This window comes from Bacillus sp. ISL-34, from assembly GCF_018613325.1.
Classification (GTDB): domain Bacteria; phylum Bacillota; class Bacilli; order Bacillales; family DSM-1321; genus Peribacillus.
This window is the reverse complement of record NZ_JAGGQJ010000036.1, coordinates 82865-102540: the sequence shown is the minus strand read 5'-3', so window position 1 is coordinate 102540 and position 19676 is coordinate 82865. Positions and strand designations below refer to the sequence as shown.

22 protein-coding genes are annotated in these 19676 nt (G+C 40.7%); all 22 read left to right on the top strand.

Annotated features, from left to right (window positions below; translation table 11 throughout):
• The first annotated feature begins 47 nt into the window (after nucleotides 1–47).
• The 22 genes from J7E52_RS23375 to tsf all read left to right on the top strand — a co-directional run bounded on the left by J7E52_RS23375 (nucleotide 48) and on the right by tsf (nucleotide 19575).
• Nucleotides 48–263 (top strand): flagellar FlbD family protein, encoded by a 216-nt coding sequence (locus J7E52_RS23375; RefSeq protein WP_214750879.1) that lies wholly within the window; start codon nucleotides 48–50, stop codon nucleotides 261–263.
• Complete coding sequence (gene fliL, locus J7E52_RS23370; RefSeq protein WP_214750761.1) at nucleotides 260–688, top strand: flagellar basal body-associated protein FliL; 429 nt, start codon at nucleotides 260–262, stop codon at nucleotides 686–688. The genes J7E52_RS23375 and fliL overlap by 4 nt, the downstream gene beginning before the upstream one ends.
• Nucleotides 689–740: 52 nt before the next feature.
• Nucleotides 741–1739: a flagellar motor switch protein FliM gene (fliM, locus tag J7E52_RS23365; protein ID WP_214750760.1), complete on the top strand. Its 999-nt coding sequence runs from the start codon at nucleotides 741–743 to the stop codon at nucleotides 1737–1739.
• The gene (gene fliY / locus J7E52_RS23360) at nucleotides 1729–2946 is read left to right on the top strand and encodes a flagellar motor switch phosphatase FliY (protein ID WP_214750759.1); all 1218 of its coding nucleotides are present in this window, start codon (nucleotides 1729–1731) and stop codon (nucleotides 2944–2946) included. The genes fliM and fliY overlap by 11 nt, the downstream gene beginning before the upstream one ends.
• 16 nt (nucleotides 2947–2962) lie before the next feature.
• Nucleotides 2963–3325, top strand: coding sequence for a chemotaxis protein CheY (gene cheY / locus J7E52_RS23355; protein ID WP_214750758.1), 363 nt, complete (start codon nucleotides 2963–2965; stop codon nucleotides 3323–3325).
• Between the two features lie 15 nt (nucleotides 3326–3340).
• Nucleotides 3341–4000, top strand: coding sequence for a flagellar biosynthetic protein FliO (locus J7E52_RS23350; protein ID WP_214750757.1), 660 nt, complete (start codon nucleotides 3341–3343; stop codon nucleotides 3998–4000).
• The gene (gene fliP, locus J7E52_RS23345) at nucleotides 3997–4662 is read left to right on the top strand and encodes a flagellar type III secretion system pore protein FliP (RefSeq protein WP_137019734.1); all 666 of its coding nucleotides are present in this window, start codon (nucleotides 3997–3999) and stop codon (nucleotides 4660–4662) included. Before J7E52_RS23350 ends, fliP begins: the two co-directional genes overlap by 4 nt.
• Nucleotides 4663–4675: 13 nt before the next feature.
• Nucleotides 4676–4945: a flagellar biosynthesis protein FliQ gene (fliQ, locus tag J7E52_RS23340; protein ID WP_101224658.1), complete on the top strand. Its 270-nt coding sequence runs from the start codon at nucleotides 4676–4678 to the stop codon at nucleotides 4943–4945.
• A 3-nt stretch (nucleotides 4946–4948) separates the two neighbouring features.
• Nucleotides 4949–5725 (top strand): flagellar biosynthetic protein FliR, encoded by a 777-nt coding sequence (fliR, locus tag J7E52_RS23335; RefSeq protein ID WP_214750756.1) that lies wholly within the window; start codon nucleotides 4949–4951, stop codon nucleotides 5723–5725.
• Between the two features lies 1 nt (nucleotide 5726).
• A complete protein-coding gene (gene flhB / locus J7E52_RS23330; RefSeq protein WP_214750755.1) occupies nucleotides 5727–6809 on the top strand; it encodes a flagellar biosynthesis protein FlhB in 1083 nt (360 codons plus the stop codon).
• A 41-nt stretch (nucleotides 6810–6850) separates the two neighbouring features.
• Complete coding sequence (gene flhA, locus J7E52_RS23325; protein ID WP_214750754.1) at nucleotides 6851–8887, top strand: flagellar biosynthesis protein FlhA; 2037 nt, start codon at nucleotides 6851–6853, stop codon at nucleotides 8885–8887.
• Nucleotides 8884–10041 carry a flagellar biosynthesis GTPase FlhF gene (gene flhF / locus J7E52_RS23320; RefSeq protein ID WP_214750753.1) on the top strand — a complete coding sequence of 386 codons (1158 nt, stop codon included), beginning with the start codon at nucleotides 8884–8886 and terminating at the stop codon, nucleotides 10039–10041. Before flhA ends, flhF begins: the two co-directional genes overlap by 4 nt.
• On the top strand, nucleotides 10025–10891 hold the full coding sequence (locus J7E52_RS23315; RefSeq protein WP_214750752.1) for a MinD/ParA family protein: 867 nt from the start codon (nucleotides 10025–10027) through the stop codon (nucleotides 10889–10891). Before flhF ends, J7E52_RS23315 begins: the two co-directional genes overlap by 17 nt.
• A gap of 10 nt (nucleotides 10892–10901) precedes the next feature.
• Nucleotides 10902–11999: a protein-glutamate methylesterase/protein-glutamine glutaminase gene (locus J7E52_RS23310; protein WP_214750751.1), complete on the top strand. Its 1098-nt coding sequence runs from the start codon at nucleotides 10902–10904 to the stop codon at nucleotides 11997–11999.
• A 21-nt stretch (nucleotides 12000–12020) separates the two neighbouring features.
• A complete protein-coding gene (locus J7E52_RS23305) occupies nucleotides 12021–14063 on the top strand; it encodes a chemotaxis protein CheA (protein ID WP_214750750.1) in 2043 nt (680 codons plus the stop codon).
• 108 nt (nucleotides 14064–14171) lie between these two features.
• On the top strand, nucleotides 14172–14627 hold the full coding sequence (locus tag J7E52_RS23300; RefSeq protein WP_214750749.1) for a chemotaxis protein CheW: 456 nt from the start codon (nucleotides 14172–14174) through the stop codon (nucleotides 14625–14627).
• Nucleotides 14628–14631: 4 nt separating this feature from the next.
• Entirely contained in the window at nucleotides 14632–15270 is a 639-nt protein-coding gene (locus J7E52_RS23295; protein ID WP_214750748.1) for a chemotaxis protein CheC, read from the top strand.
• Nucleotides 15263–15766 carry a chemotaxis protein CheD gene (locus tag J7E52_RS23290; protein WP_214750747.1) on the top strand — a complete coding sequence of 168 codons (504 nt, stop codon included), beginning with the start codon at nucleotides 15263–15265 and terminating at the stop codon, nucleotides 15764–15766. Before J7E52_RS23295 ends, J7E52_RS23290 begins: the two co-directional genes overlap by 8 nt.
• Nucleotides 15767–15887: 121 nt before the next feature.
• Nucleotides 15888–16652 (top strand): FliA/WhiG family RNA polymerase sigma factor, encoded by a 765-nt coding sequence (locus tag J7E52_RS23285; RefSeq protein WP_214750746.1) that lies wholly within the window; start codon nucleotides 15888–15890, stop codon nucleotides 16650–16652.
• A gap of 230 nt (nucleotides 16653–16882) precedes the next feature.
• Nucleotides 16883–17515 carry a hypothetical protein gene (locus J7E52_RS23280; RefSeq protein WP_214750745.1) on the top strand — a complete coding sequence of 211 codons (633 nt, stop codon included), beginning with the start codon at nucleotides 16883–16885 and terminating at the stop codon, nucleotides 17513–17515.
• Between the two features lie 154 nt (nucleotides 17516–17669).
• On the top strand, nucleotides 17670–18383 hold the full coding sequence (gene rpsB / locus J7E52_RS23275) for a 30S ribosomal protein S2 (protein ID WP_214750744.1): 714 nt from the start codon (nucleotides 17670–17672) through the stop codon (nucleotides 18381–18383).
• A gap of 307 nt (nucleotides 18384–18690) precedes the next feature.
• A complete protein-coding gene (gene tsf, locus J7E52_RS23270) occupies nucleotides 18691–19575 on the top strand; it encodes a translation elongation factor Ts (protein WP_214750743.1) in 885 nt (294 codons plus the stop codon).
• The last annotated feature ends 101 nt before the right edge of the window (nucleotides 19576–19676 follow it).

Below are 19676 nucleotides of genomic sequence, written 5' to 3'. Positions count from 1 at the left end.
TAAGGGAGGGAGGAGCCAGGCGCTTTTTGCTCTGGCTCCTAAATATCATTATCAAAGTCACAAGGCTCAATGGAAAATCCTTTTATATCAATGCATTGTACATAGACACAGTCGAGTCATTGCCAGATACTACCATTACTTTTACAAATGGTAAGAAAATCGTTGTGCTAGAGAAGGAAGAGGAACTGGTTGAAGCTATAATACAATTTTATCGTACCGTTAATATTCTCGGTTTTCGTAAGGATGTGGAGGAAAGTTCATGAAAAAAAATCTATTGACCATTATGTTGATTATACTCGTGGCTATAACGCTTGTTGGTGTCATGGCGGTCGTGGCTGTGACAAAGTTATCTGATCCCTCATCTGCCGAAGATAAACCTAGCATTGACGAAATTGTCAAATCTTCAGTTGAGATTCCTGAAATTACTACGAATCTTGCCGGCAATGATTATATCAAAATCTCATTCATGGTCCAAACAGAAAATAAAAAAGCAAAAGAAGAGTTGGAAAAAAGGAATTTTCAAGTGATAAATATCATCATTACCGAACTATCCGAAATGAAAGCGGAAGAGTTAACCGGTAAAAAAGGCAAGGAGAAGCTTCAAGAAGCGTTAAAGACTAGAATGAATGAATTAATGGAAGAAGGAAAAGTTGAAAAGGTTTATATAACCTCCTCGATTCTGCAATAAGAACATCCTTGCTTCATTAAATAAGAAGGAGAAGCTTTGGAGGTGAGTGTTAATGTCCGGGGAAATATTATCGCAAAATGAAATCGATGCTTTGTTATCGGCCATTTCCACAGGTGAAATGGATGCAGATGATTTAAAAAAAGAAGAAGTAGAAAAAAGAGTGAAAGTATACGACTTTAAAAGGGCGCTTCGGTTTTCAAAGGATCAAATCAGGAGTTTGACCAGGATACACGAGAACTTTGCAAGGCTGCTGACCACCTATTTTTCTGCTCAGCTTAGAACATATGTCCAAATATCCGTTGCTTCGGCAGATCAAATACCATACGAAGAGTTTATCCGATCGATTCCTAAAATGACCATCATGAATGTTTTTGAGGTGCCGCCCTTGGATGGCCGAATCATTCTTGAGGTCAACCCGAATATCGCTTATTCCATGATGGACCGTGTTTTGGGCGGGCGGGGCATAAGCGAGAATAAGGTAGATAGTTTAACCGAAATAGAAACGAAAATCATGTCGAATTTATTCGAGAAGGCTTTTGAAAATTTACAGGAGGCTTGGGGGACGATTGTTGAAATCGAACCGGTGATGACAGAGTTCGAGGTGAATCCACAATTTTTACAACTGGTTTCGCCCAACGATACTGTTGTGGTCATTTCCTTGAATACACAAATCGGCGAAACAAGCGGAATGATTAATGTTTGCATTCCTCACGTAGTATTGGAACCGATCATACCAAAGTTATCTGCTCATTATTGGATGGAAAATTCCCAAAAGGAAAAAATCCCAGAGGAAATCATGATTTTGGAAAAGCGTATCCGAAACGCAGATCTTCCCATTATTTCCGAACTTGGTTCCACGGACATCACCATCCAAGATTTTTTGCTGCTTGATGTTGGCGATGTCATCGATTTAAATAAGGCAATCGATGAACCTTTGACGATTACAATTGGAGGGATCCCAAAATACAGCGGCCAGCCAGGAAAAGTAGGAAAAAAACATGCTATCCAGATTCTTGATATTTTGAAAGGGGGAGACGAAGATGGTAAGTGATGAAATGCTTTCACAAGATGAGATAGATGCCCTTTTAAAAGGTACAAGTGATATAGAAGATGAGGTGCTCCCTCTCTCGATTGAAGATTATTTATCGATGATGGAACTCGACGCCCTCGGTGAAATTGGTAATATCTCCTTCGGAAGTTCGGCCACTGCCCTATCTACTTTGTTGAATCAGAAAGTGGATATCACCACCCCGACGGTTACCTTAATTGAAAGGGGACAGATCGCGGAAGAATTCCCGCATCCGTATGTAGCGATTCAAGTGCAATATACAGAAGGTTTTTCAGGTATAAATATGCTGGTCATCAAGCAGAGCGATGCTGCTATCATTGCGGATTTGATGCTTGGCGGAGATGGGGGGAATCCTTCCGACCTGCTTGGGGAAATTCAACTGAGTGCTGTCCAGGAAGCCATGAACCAAATGATGGGTTCCGCTGCAACATCCATGTCGACCATTTTCAGTAAAAAAGTGGATATTTCTCCACCTAGCATAGATTTACTTAACTTTTTAAATGGTGAAGGTGAAAATGCGATACCGGATGAGGATTTATTTGCAAAAATCTCATTCCGTCTCCGTGTCGGCAACTTAATTGATTCCAGCATTATGCAATTGTTGCCATTAGAGTTTGCTAAAGGGTTAGTTTCTGAATTATTAAATGGGACGAGTGAAAGCGAACCTGCCGAGATGGAAAAGCAAAAGGTACTAAGTGATCCAGTAACAAACATTCCAACTCAGGAGCCGGCACCATTCCAGGACACCCGGTCTGATCGAGCGGCAAATGAAACGTATGGACAAGGCGGTCACCAAACCCAACCTGTGAACCATATACCGAATGTACCACAACATTTTGGAGTTTCATCCGTACCAACAGGACAGCCGGTAAATGTTCAGCCTGCCAGTTTCACTAGTTTTCAGCCTAATCAGCTTCAGGAGTCTGAAACGAAAAATCTCAGCATGCTGATGGATATCCCTTTGCAAGTAACTGTGGAGCTTGGAAGAACGAAACGCTCTGTCAAGGATATTTTGGAGCTGTCCTCCGGATCAATCATCGAATTGGATAAATTAGCGGGTGAACCAGTGGATATCCTGGTAAACAGCTGCTTGATAGCAAAAGGTGAGGTAGTGGTGATTGATGAAAACTTTGGAGTGCGTGTTACGGATATCATGAGTCAAAGTGACCGATTAAATAAAATAAGATAATTTGGGGGACGAAATAATGGTTAATAGAATTTTAATTGTGGACGATGCAGCATTTATGAGAATGATGATAAAGGATATCCTTTCTAAAAATGGTTTTGAAATAGTCGGGGAAGCAGCAGATGGCGCCCAAGCAGTGGAAAAATATAAAGAAACCCATCCGGATCTTGTAACGATGGATATTACCATGCCCGAAATGGATGGAATTACAGCATTAAAGGAAATTAAAAAGGTGAATCCTCAAGCTAAGGTCATCATGTGTTCAGCGATGGGACAGCAAGCCATGGTCATTGATGCAATCCAGGCGGGTGCAAAAGACTTTATCGTGAAGCCATTCCAGGCAGACCGTGTTTTGGAAGCCATAAATAAAGCATTAAGTTAAGAGGGTGTCTTCATATTGTTTTTAATTAAAAAATGGCTTCAGGTCTCACTGATGATCGCAATATTCTTCTCTGGGGCCATACAGGCCCAGGCGGAAGATCTTGAAAAAACAGTGAAGGATGTTTATGTACAGCCAGATGATCTAAAGGTGGATAAAGGTGGATCAATAGACTCGAAATCTACCAAACAGGCAACGAATCCTGGCAAAGTGGGAATAACCGCTTGGGAGTTTCTGAGGATGATATTTGCTACTATTTTTGTAGTGGCACTTCTATATATCCTATTAAAGTTCATCAATAAAAAAAGTAAATCGTATCAAAAGGCGAATTCAGTGGAGAATTTAGGCGGTACGAGCCTTGGTGCAAATCGTTCTGTCCAGCTTGTTAAAGTCGGCGGGCGAATATTGGTGATCGGGGTCGGCGAAAATATTCAGCTCTTGAAAGAAATAGATGATCCCGAGGAATATGAACAGCTTTTGAAAGATCACAACGATAAGATCGATCAAATGATCCAGCCTGGGGAACTTGCAATGAAGTTGAAAAATAAGTGGAAGAAGAAAAGCGGATCCGAAACCGCTAGTTTCTCTGCAGAATTCAAAAATCAGCTTGATCAAATGTCTGATAGCAGGAAAAGGCTGTTAAAGGAGCTTGATAGGAAAGGAAGAGACAATGAATGAATGAGTTCATGGAGTTTTTTAATAACAGTGATCCCACCAATGTCTCTACTTCCGTCAAACTTGTTCTTCTGATGACTGTCTTATCGCTGGCTCCAAGCATATTGATCTTGATGACCTGTTTTACAAGAATCATCATTGTCCTGAGCTTTGTGAGAACATCTCTTGCCACACAACAGATGCCGCCGAATCAGGTGTTGATTGGCCTGGCACTTTTCATGACATTTTTCATAATGGCACCGACTTTTCAGGAAGTGAATGAAAAGGCACTAACCCCGTTATTTAATGAAGAGATAGATTTAGAAGAAGCATATGTACAGGCCTCGATACCATTTAAGGAATTCATGAGTGCCCATACAAGGCAGAAGGACCTTGAGCTATTCTTGGAATATGCCAAGGTGGATAAGCCTGAAACGATACAGGACATTCCCTTGACTGCCTTTGTACCTGCTTTTGCAATCAGTGAAATCAAAACAGCTTTTCAAATAGGTTTCATGATTTTCATTCCCTTTTTGGTTATTGATATGGTCGTTGCAAGTGTCCTGATGTCGATGGGGATGATGATGTTGCCGCCAGTCATGATTTCCCTGCCATTTAAAATCCTCCTTTTCATTCTTGTTGACGGGTGGTATTTAGTAGTGAAGTCTTTATTACAGAGTTTTTAAGCAGGTGAGAAAAATGAGTGCAGATTTTGTTATTGATATAGCAGAAAAAGGAATTTATATGGTATTGATTATCGCTGGCCCATTGATGGTAATCGCTCTTATTGTAGGACTATTAGTAAGCATCTTTCAGGCGACTACACAGATTCAGGAACAAACCTTGGCATTTGTTCCAAAAATCGTCGCAGTCTTATTGGGACTCATTTTATTGGCTCCATGGATGCTGAGCCACCTATTATCATATGCAAATGAAATATTCGGTAATCTGAATCGATTTGTAGGGTAGGGCATGGAGGAATTATTTCCGCACTTTCCCGCCTTTTTATTAATTGTGGTCCGGGTCACTACGTTTTTCGTGGCCATGCCGATTTTTTCGTACCGTTCAATACCGGTACAACATCGGGTCGGGCTTGGAATCTTCCTTGCCTGGATCATGTACTACACCATCGATGCTCCGGTTCTGGAATTGGATGTCACATATTATTTATTGATCATGAAGGAAGCGCTTGTTGGCCTTTTCATTGGGTTTGCAGCGTATATGATTTTATCGGCCGTTCAAATCGCTGGAGGATTGATTGATTTTCAAATGGGTTTTTCAATAGCGAATGTCATCGATCCCCAAACGGGGGCACAAAGCCCGTTGATGGGACAATACCTCTATACAATCGCTTTGTTATTCCTATTGAGTACCAATGGCCACCATTTGCTTTTGGATGGAATTTTTTATAGTTATCAGTTCATCCCGATTGACCAATTATTTGTACCATTCGGAGATCATGCACTGATAGAATATTTGGCCAAAGCTTTCAGCAAAGCTTTCATGATTGCTTTTCAAATGTCCATACCTGTAGTGGGCAGTATTTTCTTAGTGGATGTCACGCTGGGGATCCTTGCCAGGACAGTCCCTCAATTAAATGTGTTCGTTGTCGGGATTCCAGTGAAAATCATTGCCGGCTTAGCGGTTATCATACTGGTAATGGGGATGATGATGACGGTTGTCACCCAACTCTTCAATTTCTTGCTTTTGACCATGCGTCATCTAATGCAGTTGATTGGAGGCGTTTAATATGGAGAGGTTTCAGTTGGATTTGCAGTTTTTCGCTGGTGAGAAGACCGAAAAGGCGACTCCCAAAAAACGTCAGGATTCGAAGAAAAAAGGTCAGGTGGCAAAGAGTCAGGATGTAAATACCTCTGTGAATTTAATTGCAGTGTTTTCGGTGTTATTGCTTATGGGACCGTACATGTATAATCATCTGCTCGGTCTCATGAAAGAATATCTGCAACATTTTTCCTTGACTGGATTCAGTGAGGAGAATATGCAAATCATCATGATTGAGGTTTTAAAGGAGATGGGCATTATCCTAGGACCCGTTTTTGCTGCAGCGATAGTGGCTGGGATATTGGCTAATGTCATGCAAGTCGGTTTTTTGTTTTCGACTGAATCCATTCAGTTCCAACTTGATAAATTGGATCCCATTAAAGGATTCAAACGTATTTTTTCAATGAGGGCCATTGTTGAATTATTGAAATCCATTCTTAAAATATCATTTGTTGGTTTTGTTGCCTTTTATGTACTATGGCAGCGCATGGACGAGATTATGATTTTATCACAGATTTCTGTGGGAGAAGCGATGGCAACATTGGCGGATATTACGATTAAAGTAGGATTTTATGCTGCCGTGGCTTTATTGTTCATTGCTCTATTAGACTATTTGTATCAAAAATATGACTTTGAAAAAAACATCCGGATGTCCAAACAGGATATTAAGGATGAGTATAAAAATTCTGAAGGGGACCCGCTCATCAAATCCAAGATAAAGCAAAAGCAGAGGCAGATGGCCGCTCAAAGAATGATGCAGGAAATTCCCAATGCGGATGTCGTCATCACTAACCCTACGCATTTTGCCATTGCTTTAAAATATGATGAAGAAAAAGCTGAGGCTCCGTATGTAGTGGCAAAGGGCGTTGATTTTGTTGCTCAGAAAATTAAATTCATTGCCAAAGAAAACGATGTGACCATGGTGGAAAATCGGCCTTTGGCCAGGTCTTTATATGATCAAGCTGAATTAGGCCAGGCGATACCTGAAGAGTTCTTTAAGGCGGTCGCTGAAATACTGGCCTTTGTATATAAAACCAAAGGTAAACTGTAAAGAAGTAATAGGGTAACCCGCTAGTTAGGAGAGAAAAAAACATGCGAGCAAGAGATTTAGTTGTTATATCGAGCGTCATCATGATCGTTGCCATGTTGGTCATTCCATTGCCAACATGGTTGTTAAGTATTTTACTCCTTTTAAATATCTCTCTTGCGTTGCTGGTTCTATTGACTACGATGAATATGAAAGAACCTCTCGAATTTTCAATCTTTCCTTCCTTGCTCCTTTTACTGACATTGTTCAGGCTGGGGTTGAATGTTTCGACGACTCGTGCCATCTTGACCTATGGTGATGCTGGGGGAGTCGTAGAAACCTTTGGGTCGTTTGTAGTCGGCGGTAACGTGCTTGTAGGATTAGTTGTATTCATCATTTTGGTCATCATCAATTTCATCGTCATCACGAAAGGTTCCGAACGGGTTTCCGAGGTAGCGGCAAGGTTTACGCTGGATGCGATGCCGGGGAAACAGATGGCCATCGATGCAGATTTAAATGCTGGGATGATCTCCGAAAACGAAGCACGTGCCAGAAGGGAAAAAATTAGTAACGAAGCAGACTTTTATGGATCCATGGATGGAGCGAGTAAGTTTGTTAAAGGGGACGCCATAGCGGGCATCATCATTGTCATCATTAACTTGATTTTCGGTATGATCATTGGCGTCATGCAATTGGACATGAGCTTTGGAGAAGCAGCCGTCCATTTTTCCATGTTATCGGTTGGTGACGGTATCGTAAGTCAGGTACCAGCTTTATTGATTTCTACAGCTACGGGAATTGTCGTAACCCGGGCAGCCTCGAATGGAAACCTTGGAGCGGATATTGTTGAACAGTTATTTCAATTTCCCAAAATGCTTTACCTAACAGCAGCAACCATTTTCCTTTTAGGGTTATTCACTCCCATTTCCGACATATTCACCATTCCGATCGCTGCTTTATTAGTCGTTGGAGGGTATACAATTTCAAGGATACCGAAGCAGGACGAAAGTGAAATACAAGAAATGGAAGAAGTGCTCGAAACCGATGAAATGAAAAGTCCAGAAAGCGTCGTTAACCTTTTAAGTGTCGACCCGATCGAGTTTGAGTTTGGATATGGATTGATTCCGCTTGCGGATGCCAATCAAGGGGGAGACCTGCTGGACCGGGTCGTCATGATCCGCCGGCAGCTTGCAATTGAGTTGGGGCTCGTGATCCCTGTCGTCAGAATACGAGATAATATTCAATTGAATCCTAATGAGTATCGGCTGAAGATTAAGGGAAGTGTCATGGCAAAGGGGGAATTGCTCCTTAATCATTTCTTGGCCATGAGTCCAGGGATGGAGGATGATTCAATAGAAGGAATCGATACGATAGAACCGTCTTTCGGTTTACCGGCCAAGTGGATTACGGATGATATGAAAGAACATGCCGAGATGCTGGGTTATACAGTTGTGGACCCGCCAAGTGTTGTATCCACCCACTTGACGGAAGTCATAAAGGCCAATGCGCAGGAATTATTGGGCAGGCAGGAAACGAAACAATTGATCGATCATCTCCACGAATCTGCACCTATACTAGTAGAGGAAGTCACTCCGAACCCCTTGTCGATAGGAGATGTACAAAAGGTATTGGCAAAATTATTGAAGGAGAAAGTTTCGATAAGGAACTTACCGATCATTTTCGAAACACTTGCTGATTATGGCAAGTTATCGACTGACACGGATTTGCTTACTGAATATGTAAGGCAGAATTTAGCAAGACAAATAACGAATTCTTTTATTTCGGATGAAAATAGAATTAAAGTCATAACATTATCGGGTAAAGTTGAAAAGACCATCGCGGATGGTGTACAGCAAACTGAACATGGTAATTTTTTATCATTGGATCCAACTAGATCGCAATCCATATTGGAGGCAGTTGCAGCCAAATTGGAAGAGCTGACCCTAATGGATCACCAACCGATCCTACTCTGCTCTCCAGCAGTAAGGATGTATGCCCGGCAATTAACTGAACGTTATTTTCCTAATGTACCGATTCTTTCATACAATGAACTCGAATCTAATGTAGAAGTACAAAGTGTAGGGGTGGTGAATATCGATTGAAGGTAAAGAAATATTTGGCGCCATCAATGAACGAGGCAATGAAGCGAATAAGGGCTGAACTAGGCAGTGATGCAGTAATCTTAAGCTCGAAGGCTGTATATAATGGCGGTTTCTTAGGGTTATTCAAAAAGAGGAATATTGAAGTCATTGCAGCCAGGGAACCCGTGTCCCGGCCTATCCATGCCGTAACCAAACAAAAATCGAAGAAGTTGCCATCAAAGCTGGATATGGCAAGTCATGTCCCTGAACCTAATGAAGGGAATAGGGAAAGTGCTGACCTATTAAAAGAAATCGAAGGCTTGAAAGATATGATAAAGAGTTTGCAAATCTATTCACCTGATAGAAAATATCCGGGGAAACTGGAGAAAATCCACGAATACCTAACCGAGCAGGAAGTGGATATATCACTTCGGTCCAAAATCATGGATGAACTACTTGAAAAATGGTTCGTTTTTAAACAACAATCCACTGATGAAGAGGTTCAAGTTTGGTTGGAAGAAGCCATGTTCGGGATTTTGGAAAAGGTTGAAAACGGAAAACCCGGGCTGCAAAAAAGGTATATTAATATTGTTGGCCCAACAGGTGTGGGAAAGACAACGACCCTGGCAAAAGTAGCTGCGGAAACCATGTTAAAGCATGATAAAAAGGTGGCTTTCATTACGACGGATACGTACAGGATTGCTGCAATAGATCAACTTAAGACATATGCCAAGATTTTAAACGTCCCAATTGAAGTCGCTTATAATTTGGAAGACTTCAAAAGGGCGGCTGAACGTTTCTCCCATTATGATTTTGTTTTTATTGATACGGCCGGAAGGAATTTCCGTAACCCGCAATATGTCAAGGATCTTAATGAAATCATCCATTTTACAGATGAGATGGAAACCTATTTAGTGTTGTCATTGACCTCTAAACAAAAGGATATGGAAGATATTTATCGGCAGTTTGCTGCCATACCTATTAAACAGGTCATTTTTACAAAAGCGGACGAAACCTCCACTTTCGGGCCGATATTCAATTTTATACACACTCATAAATTAGGAGCCGCCTATATAACAGATGGACAGAATGTGCCAGACGATATTGAAATAGCTACATCATCACAGCTATTGAAAATGGCCTTTGGGGCTAAAAAATATGAAAGATCAAGCTGAGAATTTACGAAGAAGATTGGAAGCCCGCCAAAATCAATCAATGGCCAAAACGATTGCCGTTTTAAGCGGGAAAGGTGGAGTGGGAAAATCAAACTTTTCTTTGAATTTTTCCATTGCCTTATCCCAAAGAGGCAAAAAAGTGCTGTTGTTCGACATGGATATCGGTATGGGGAATATTGATATTTTGATCGGCGAACACTCTCCCTGCAGCATTATTGATTTTTTTGAAAACGATTGTAGTTTGAAGGATATCATCATAGCAGGACCGGGAAACATTTCAATCATTACAGGTGGAACGGGGTTGACGAAACTCTTTTCACTTGATGAAGATAAGCATACCCGGTTTAATGAAGAATTCGGTTTATTGTTGGCGAATTACGATTATATCTTATTTGATATGGGTGCAGGCATCACTCAGGATTCCATGAAGTTCCTGTTATGTGTGGATGAATTAGTCGTTATCACGACGCCTGAACCCACTTCTATCATGGATGCATATTCCGCAATGAAATATATCCATTCAGTAAATAAACAGATTCCATTGTTCCTGGTTTGCAATCGGGTTTTCACGAGTAAGGACGGCAAAGAAACGATTAAGCGGCTCCAAAATGCATTAGTGAAATTTTTGGGACTGGAAACTGTAGCTCTAGGGTACTTGCCAGATGATAGAACCGTACCCAAATCTGTTACCAAACAAATGCCCTTTCTCCTTTTCGATTCTGAAGCCGATGTATCCAAAGCCATTATTGACATTGCTTCGAGATATGCAAATCATTCATTTGGAGAAGAATTGACTTTGCAAAAAAGCCATTTCCTCCAAAATATGAAGAGATATTTTTTTGGAAAGTAGGTCTCCTTATATGGGTAAAGTAAAAGTGCTGATAGTGGACGATTCTGCGTTTATGAGAAAGTTAATTTCAGAGTTTTTAGCAGAAGATAGCAGGGTGGAAGTCATCGGTACTGCCAGGAATGGAAGAGATGCCATAGACAAAATAAAGGCTTTAAAACCCGATGTTGTGACTTTGGATGTGGAAATGCCGATTATGGACGGATTGGAAGCATTAAACCTGATCATGACGGAATACCCAACCGCTGTAGTGATGCTATCAAGCACAACGAAAAAAGGAACGGAAAATACATTTGCCGCCATGAACAGTGGAGCCTTTGACTTTGTGGCTAAACCTTCAGGTGCCATTTCATTGGATTTACATAAAATCAAGAAAGAACTCCATGAAAAAGTAATGGCTGCCAGCAGGGCAAATGTTCACAAACTAGAAAAAAATGCGATGAATTTTGAAAGAAGTCCATTCGTTTGGGAAAAATATAGTAAAATAGATTCAATAGAATCGTCGAAAAATGAAAAAAATCAAAAAAAATGGTACCATGGGTACAAAAAAATAATAGTCATAGGTACATCAACAGGAGGCCCGAGAGCTCTGCAGACCGTCTTGGCAGGACTCCCGGAGGAAGTTGATGCTCCGATACTCATTGTCCAGCATATGCCCCCCGGTTTCACAAAATCCTTGGCAACACGCCTTGATACATTATGCAAGATTAAAGTGAAGGAAGCTGTAGAGGGGGAACTGATTCAAAAAGGTGTCGCCTACATCGCACCTGGAGGTTTTCACCTGAAAGTGAGGAAAGTCGGGATGAGCTGGGCAATCCTTTTGGATCAATCCGAATTGCGTAATGGACATCGCCCGTCGGTTGATGTGCTATTTGAATCGGTAAGTGAAATGAATGATTCTGCGAAAATAGCCGTTATCATGACCGGGATGGGGATGGACGGGGCGACGGGACTCATGAAGCTTAAACAAGAGGGTCCTTTAAAGGCGATAGCCGAATCACAGGAGACATCAATCGTTTTTGGTATGCCTAAGGCGGCAATCAATACCAAGTTAATAGATAGCATAGAGGATGTAGAAAAAATAGCAAAAGCGATAATAAGCTATTGTTAACATGTGGAGGTGTGAGATTGTATGGATATGAATCAGTATTTAGAGGTATTTATAGAAGAAAGTAAAGAACATCTTCAAACGTGCAGCGAACAGTTGCTGGTACTCGAAAAGAACCCGGAAGACCTCTCGATCGTAAACGAAATCTTTCGTTCCGCCCATACCTTAAAAGGGATGTCGGCAACTATGGGGTATGAGGATTTAAGTAATTTAACTCATAAAATGGAGAATGTGTTGGATGCGATCCGAAACAGTCAAATCACCCTTTCGTCAGAATTATTTGACGTGATATTTTTAGCGGTGGATGATTTAGAAGCGATGGTCATGTCCATTGCTGAAGGTGGAGATGGAAAAAGAAATGTGGAGGAGGTTGTCCATCAGCTGGAAATGATTGAAAAAGGGGAGTCACCCGTTTCTTCCACCATTGCAGAGATTGCAGCAGCTTCTGCCGTCCTTGAAAAAGAGGAAATGACTGCGGGTGAGTACGATGAATTTGAATGGACAGTGCTTCAGCAGTCCAAAGATCAAGGCTTCAATAGCTTTGAAATTTCGATAGGGTTGCGTGAGGACTGTCTTTTAAAAGCTGCCCGGGTGTTTATGGCATTCGAGGTGCTTGAGAAGTCAGGTGAAATAATCAAGTCACACCCACCCGTCGAACTTTTGGAAGAAGAGCAATTCGATCAGCAATTTACGGTCACGATGGTAACAACAGAATCGAGTGATGAGATAAAGAAAAAAATCATGAAAGTTTCCGAAGTGGATCAAGTTGTTGTAAACCCTCTTGATCTTGAAGGCTTGAGGCATGCAGCCAATTCTATAGAGGATCAAGTTGCTGAAATTCCGGAACAAGAGACAAAGCATGCCGTGCTTCCAACTGATAATGATGATAAGAAAAAACAGGTACCCGTTAAGCCGGCATCAAGCAAGACCATTCGGGTGAACATTGAGCGGCTTGATATATTAATGAACCTATTCGAGGAACTAGTAATCGATAGAGGCAGACTTGATCAAATTTCCAGTGATTTGGATAATCAAGAATTGCATGAAACAGTAGAAAGAATGTCCCGTATAACAAGTGATTTACAAACAATCGTATTGAATATGCGGATGGTTCCCGTGGAAACTGTATTCAATCGTTTTCCTAAAATGGTTCGTCAATTGGCAAGGGATTTAAACAAGAAAGTCAATTTGGAAATCACCGGTGCCGAAACGGAACTTGATCGTACAGTCATTGATGAAATCGGTGATCCTCTGGTCCATTTATTAAGAAACGCCATGGATCATGGAATTGAAACACCTGAAGAACGTTTGGCGAAAGGAAAGAATGAAGAAGGTAAAATCCTGTTAAAAGCCTACCACAGCGGCAATCATGTTTTCATTGAAATCGAGGATGACGGTGCAGGAATCAATAAAGATCGAGTTTTGAACAAGGCGCTATCCAATGGGATATTAACGAAGGAAACTGCCGCCACCCTAACGGATAAGCAAATCTATGAATTGATATTCGCTTCTGGTTTCTCAACAGCGGAAACCATTTCTGATGTATCGGGGCGCGGTGTGGGGCTGGATGTGGTTAAAAATACTATTGAGTCTCTCGGTGGATCTGTCACGATCGATTCCAAAGAGAATGAAGGTTCCATCTTCCTTATTCAGCTTCCGCTTACATTGTCCATTATCTCTGTCATGCTGGTTGCAATCCAAAACGAAAAATATGCCATACCGCTTTCTTCCATAATAGAAACAGCAATCATAAAAAAAGCAGATATCTTGAATGCCCATAATCAACAGGTTATTGACTTCAGGGGGAAAATTCTGCCGCTTCTATTCTTGAAAGATATATTTGAAGTGCCTATCAGTCAGGAAGAAGATGAGTCCCTCTCTGTTGTCATTGTAAGAAAAGGCGATAAATTAGCCGGTTTAGTCGTTGATTCATTCATCGGGCAGCTGGAAATCGTTCTGAAATCATTAGGTAATTATTTAACTAGCGCATTTGCAATATCGGGGGCAACGATTCTTGGTGATGGTCAAGTTGCGTTAATCATAGATTGCAACACATTGATTCATTGAATGATAGATAAATGGGGCAGGGTAATGGGACGTTGGTTCAACCGTTTCGATTCAGATTTTCGTTAAGACTACACACCAATCATGAGTTTATTAAAAGGAGGGGAATGGATGTCGGAGGATATGAAAGTAATCGTATTTCAAATTAAGGATAAAGAATATGCAATTCCAGTGGATAAGGTCAGCGGTATCGAAAAGATCCTGCATATTACCAGAGTTCCAAAGGCAGTAAAGTTTGTTAAGGGAGTCATAAATCTAAGGGGTGTAATCACTCCGATTATTGATTTACGGGTGCGTTTTGGTTTCGAAGAGGTGGAATACGATGAATCAACAAGGATTATCATCGTCATTCTGGATGATATGGAAGTCGGATTAATAGTGGACTCTGCCAATGATGTTTTGGATATTCCAGTCGAAAGTATCGAACCTCAGCCTGAAGTTGTGGGACATTTGGCTTCAGAATACATTAGCGGAGTGGCTAAAATTGAAAAGCGACTGCTAGTCCTGATCAATTTGGAGAAGGCTCTAAGTCTGGAAATGACTGAAAATATGTTTAGAGAAGGATAATCATATGTCGTTCATTGAGAAAATAAACCCTCTCCAACTCGATATTTTGAAGGAAATCGGCAATATAGGTGCAGGGAACGCAGCAACTGCACTTTCTGCCATCCTTAATAGGAAAATTGATATGAATGTTCCTAATGTCCGAACCGTTTCCTTTGATGAAATGATGGAAATGGCTGGCGGGGCCGATCACGTCGTTGCCAGCGTTTTCCTTAGAATAGAAGGTGATGCTTCAGGAAGTATGTTTTTTATCCTTTCGCTTCCTGTAGCTGAATACTTGATTCGTAAGATGACCGGGGATGAAACCTTTTTGATAGAATCCGCACCATATACTGAATTGGCACTCTCTTGCCTTCTGGAATTAGGGAATATCTTATCGGGATCCTATCTCTCTTCCCTTTCTGATTTCACCCGATTGAATATCCATCCATCCGTTCCATCCTTGAGCATCGATATGGTAGGGGCAACGATCAGTTATGGATTATTGGAGTTATCTCAAGTAAGTGACGCAGCCATCGTCATTGATACTGTACTAGAAAAAGACCAGCTTTTTGCTGACTCCATTAAAGGTCATTTCTTTCTATTACCTGATCCCGGATTTTTTGATATCATTTTTTCCGCTTTAGGAGTGTCACCTAATGACTGAATTGTTAAAGGTCCAGGTTGTTAAGGTTGGAATAGCGGATATGAATATTATAAAACCTCCCTATACGATTCGCACTTCCGGGTTGGGGTCGTGTGTTGGTGTTGTAATTTATGATGAGAAAAAAGATATTGCGGGTTTGGCACATATCATGCTGCCTGACTCTTCACTAGCTAAATCGGGACCGATTAACGTTGCCAAATTTGCAGATACGGCGATAAAGGAATTAGTGCAGCTCTTAGTAAAAGAAGGCGCAAAAATGCCATTCCTAAAAGCGAAGTTGGCTGGCGGAGCGCAAATGTTTCAATTTGCCTCCGGAGGGGATTTAATGAGAATTGGACCCCGGAATGTGGAAGCTGTCCGGAAAGAATTATCTGACTTGCGCATTAGAATCGTTGCCGAAGATGTCGGCGGGAATAGCGGGAGAACGATTGAATTCAATTTAAGTGATTGTTTGCTAAATATACGGACCGTTACAAAAGGGACTAAAAACATATAAGATCGGATTTGGCTTTTGAAAAGCCTATGACAGGTACAGTAGCAATCGAATTATTATTGCATTTATGGCTTTAGGGGCCGATTTGATCACAAATCGTATAACAATGTTAGGAGGATGTCCAATGTCTCATCTGACCATCGAAGAAGAGCAGTTATGTTGGAAGAATTGGGTGGATCGCAGAGATTCGCTAGCCGGGGACATTTTGGTGAAGAAATACATACCTCTCGTATCGTATCATGTTCAACGTATTTCAGTAAGTCTTCCCAAAAATGTGAGCCGGGATGATATAAGGAGTTTAGGGATGATGGGGTTATTCGATGCCCTGGAACGTTTTGACACGAAGCGTGACCTGAAGTTTGACACATATGCATCATTTAGAATACGTGGTGCTATTTTAGATGGATTAAGAAAAGAGGATTGGCTTCCGCGGAGTGCAAGAGATAAAGCCAAGAAAATTGAAGCTGCAATAGAAAAGCTGGAGCAGCAATACATGAGGAACCTTTCTCCAAACGAGATTGCCGCTGAGTTGAATATTCCGGAAGATGAAGTATATGCTGCATTAAATGAGAACTTCTTTGCCAATGTACTATCAATGGATGAAAATCCCCAAGAGGACGATAAAGAAAGCGCGAATTTTCATATTAAGGATGAAAAGGCGGATTTACCTGAGGAACATGTGTTAAGGGAAGAACTGTATGTTGAATTAGCCAAAGTCATCGAAACCCTTAATGAAAAAGAACAGTTGGTTTTACAGCTTTTTTATAAAGAAGAACTAACATTAACCGAAATCGGGCAAGTGATGAGCCTATCTACGTCCCGGATATCTCAAATTCATTCAAAAGCGATATATAAATTAAGAAACACGATGCAAGATCAAAAAAATTAATCATGATATTTTGATTGAAGAGGGCTATGGAGTCTGGGAAGCATAAAAATCCCAATTGAACGAAGAAAGCCCCCTGCCAGCTTGAAAGAATTCTACGGGTACTCGCATCAATAATACTGTACTTAGTCAAGACGAGCTTAGAGAGTAATCAAGAAAAAACAACAGTGAAAAAAATCCCCAAACGTATTAAGGTAACAGGATTGACTATTCCGGTTAATTTAGGAGGCAACATGTCAGCATTTTTTATATTTCTGTTGTTTGTATTAAACATATTCACCATTTTCGCCATCATCGTTTTATATCTTCGTCAAAATCGTTTAAGTAAGATGGAAAAAGACCAAAAAGCCATCATTGGAGAAATGGAACAACTTTTGTCTGGTTATTTAATGGAGATGAAAGAGGACAACGAGACATTGGTGAAGGCATTCACCAATTCGGTGGCAATGAATCCCGAGCATGGACAAAAAGGACAAGTACATGGTTCAATCAAAGAAACAAAGGAAGATAAAGAAGAAAAACAAGAGCAAAACATCCTGCTAGATTATAAAGAGGGAAGCCGCGCCGCTGCAAAAAAACAGGCGATCAACGCCTATAAAATTATGCCTGAAGAAAATGGGACCAATGCTTTACCCGTAAAAGTCGAGGACAAATTGGAGCTTTCATCGGCTGTCACTTCCCCTCAAAACGAGGGGAAGCCGGCTGGCATTTCAGACATGCTGCAGGCCTCGTTAAATGAACGATCATTAAATGAAAAAGTGGATATGTTAGCGGATCAAGGATATTCAATAGAGGAAATCGCCAAAAAGTTAGGTCGCGGTCAAACCGAGATAGAGCTATTACTAAAGTTTCGCATGAATAGATAAAGTTATCTCTTGATTGTGCAGGGCTATTATGATATATTATGAAATGGTGTTAATACACACGCCCCGTGATTCTTGCAGATGGTGCTGTTATAACAGTTTCTGTATGAAAATGATCGGTGCGGAGGAAAAACAAAACCATTTAGGAGGAACTAAAATGTCAGTCATTTCTATGAAACAATTGCTTGAAGCTGGTGTGCATTTCGGACACCAAACACGTCGCTGGAACCCAAAAATGAAGAAATATATCTTCACTGAGCGTAACGGCATCTACATCATCGACCTTCAAAAAACAGTTAAAAAGGTTGAAGAAGCTTATAACTTCGTGAAAGAACTAGCTGCTAACGGTGGTACTGTTCTTTTCGTCGGAACTAAAAAACAAGCTCAAGAATCCGTTAAAGAAGAAGCTATCCGTTCTGGTATGTACTATGTTAACCAACGTTGGTTAGGTGGAACTTTAACAAACTTTGAAACAATCCAAAAACGTATCTCTCGTCTTAAAGATATCGAAAAAATGGAAGAAAACGGAACTTTCGAAGTCCTTCCTAAAAAAGAAGTTATCCAACTTAAAAAAGAATGGGATCGCTTAGAGAAATTCTTAGGCGGTATTAAAGATATGAAGACTCTTCCAGATGCGATCTTCGTTATCGACCCTCGCAAAGAGCGTATTGCTGTTGCGGAAGCACACAAATTACACATTCCGCTTGTTGGTATCGTTGATACAAACTGTGATCCGGATGAAATCGATGTAGTTATTCCTGCGAATGACGATGCAATCCGTGCTGTTAAATTATTAACAGGTAAAATGGCAGATGCTATCTTAGAAGCTAAACAAGGCGAAGAAACAGCAACTGAAACAACTACTGCTTAATAAGTAAAAAGGTTGCTTATTCAGTAAGAAAAAGGTGATAAGAGGATAATGCCTTTTATCCCTTTTTTTTGCACTAAATAAGCATACATAAAATCACTGTACGTAATGTCTTTTTTAAAAGGTATGGGCGATTTTTTAGGGATGAAAATCATCAGCTGATTTAGTTCCGTCATATTGACTGAAAAAGTGGATGTTTTTTCTGAAATATTGTCAAGGCTCGTTATTTTCTTTGATGATAATCAGTATTTTTTGGCAATAATGGGTAAAGATTGAATAAACTGCATTTAATTTGAGGAGGATATATATTATGGCAATCACTGCACAATTAGTTAAAGAATTGCGTGAAAAAACTGGTGCCGGTATGATGGACTGTAAAAAGGCACTTGTACAAACAGAAGGCGATATGGAAAAGGCAATCGATTTCCTACGTGAAAAAGGAATTGCAAAAGCTGCTAATAAAGGCGACCGTATTGCTGCTGAAGGTTTAACTTCAATCGTTGTGGAAGGTAACCAAGCGGTTATTCTTGAAGTGAACTCAGAAACTGATTTCGTTGCTAAAAACGAAGGCTTCCAAAATCTTGTTAAAGAATTGGCTGCATTCCTTCTTGCTAACAAACCTGAAAGCGTTGAAGCAGCTCTTGAGCAAACAATGGAAAATGGAGCAAAAGTAGCAGATCATATCAATGCTGCAGTTGCTAAAATTGGGGAAAAATTAACTCTTCGCCGTTTCCAAGTCGTTTCTAAAACAGATAACGACGCATTTGGTGCATACCTTCACATGGGTGGACGGATCAGCGTACTATCAGTTCTTGAAGGTACAACTGACGAAGAGGCAGCTAAAGGCGTTTCAATGCATATCGCTGCAATCAACCCTAAATATATCTCTCGCGACCAAGTAGATGCTAGCGAATTAGAACGCGAACGCGAAGTTCTTACGCAACAAGCGCTTAATGAAGGCAAACCTGAAAAAATCGTTGCAAAAATGGTTGAAGGACGTATCAATAAATTCTACGAAGAAATCTGTGTTAACGAACAAGCTTTCGTTAAGAACCCTGATCAAAAAGTGGGACAATTCGTTGAATCAAAAGGCGGAAAAATCCAATCATTCGTTCGTTATGAAGTAGGGGAAGGTCTTGAGAAACGTCAAGAAAACTTTGCTGAAGAAGTAATGAACCAAGTTAAAAAAGACTAATTGTCAGATAATTAATAATAGGGAACACTCTTGTGTTCCCTATTTTTTGAAATGTCATGAATTTTTGGTAGTATTGCAAGAAAGCATGATGAACGAATGAA